A 1,001-nucleotide genomic window follows, 5' to 3' on the forward strand; every position below is an offset into this window, starting at 1 on the left:
AAATTGGACAGCTGTTTCGTGCTTGCGAAAAACCTCACCGCCGTCGTGGATTGGTCCTATCGCGAACACGTCGAATGGTCCGACCCGGATATCCGCAGAAAGCTGAACGAATACGAACGCAACGTTCGCGACGAGACCGAGGCAGCCTTGCAAGACTTTCAGTATCTGACCGACGCAAAGAAAATGCCTGATTCCTTGTTGGTGGATAATCAGGAGCGCCTTAAAGAGCTTGAAAAGCGTCTGCTGAGTAATGTTCGCCTTTTGGAAGATTTGCGAGACAAGTTTTGCCTGATCATGGCAGTCTATTGCGAATACGGCTCCCGTTTTGCCAAAATGAAGGATGCTTCTCTTCGAGACAGCATTATCAGACGGATCGTCGACAAGCGGGAACTGCCCGCTACGGGTCTGCCGCTCTATTGGTTCCTCGTCGTCTTCGTTGTCTATTTCTTTTTCATCATGGTGCAGTGGCATCCCCTGATATCGTCGGTGCCGCTCTCCCACCAGACAGCGGCGACCAGCGCCGCTTTGGAAACGCTCAAGGTTTTCCTTCTCGTATGGTTGCCGACAACGGGCATTGCGGCTTTCGTCAGCGTCGTTTATGGCCCTAATTTTTCCGGTGGCCCGACGAGCAACAGCGTTGCCTGGTCGACAATTTCGGGCGCGCTTGGAGCCTTCGCGGTTGCCGTCACTGCGATGGCGTTGTTCGCGTTTCTCTACGCTGCACTCCCGGCAAGCAACACCTCTCAGATGTGGCAGAGCCTGTTTGGCGCCGGAGGCTGGACGGGAGCGCTGCTTTATTATCTTTTGTTGGCTCCAGTCGCGCTGATCTCCTACTGTTTCGTCAATCTGATTCGAGCACCCGAAGAACCTCCCCAAACCAGGAGAATATTTTGGCTTGCGGTGGCTGCAGCGCTCCTTGCGGTCATCTGGTTGGGCGTCATCGTTAGCATCACCGCCCAGACGGCGTGCGAGATTCGCGATCCGCTCGAAGCGGTCTCGGT

The 1,001-nt window shown here is 54.8% G+C and carries 1 pseudogene; it reads left to right on the top strand.

From position 1 onward, the window contains the following. Positions 1-18: 18 nt before the first annotated feature. A pseudogene (locus AC1D35_RS36405) lies at positions 19-1,001 on the top strand (hypothetical protein); the annotation flags it as partial.

The organism is Rhizobium sp. P1_E6, from assembly GCF_056405875.1.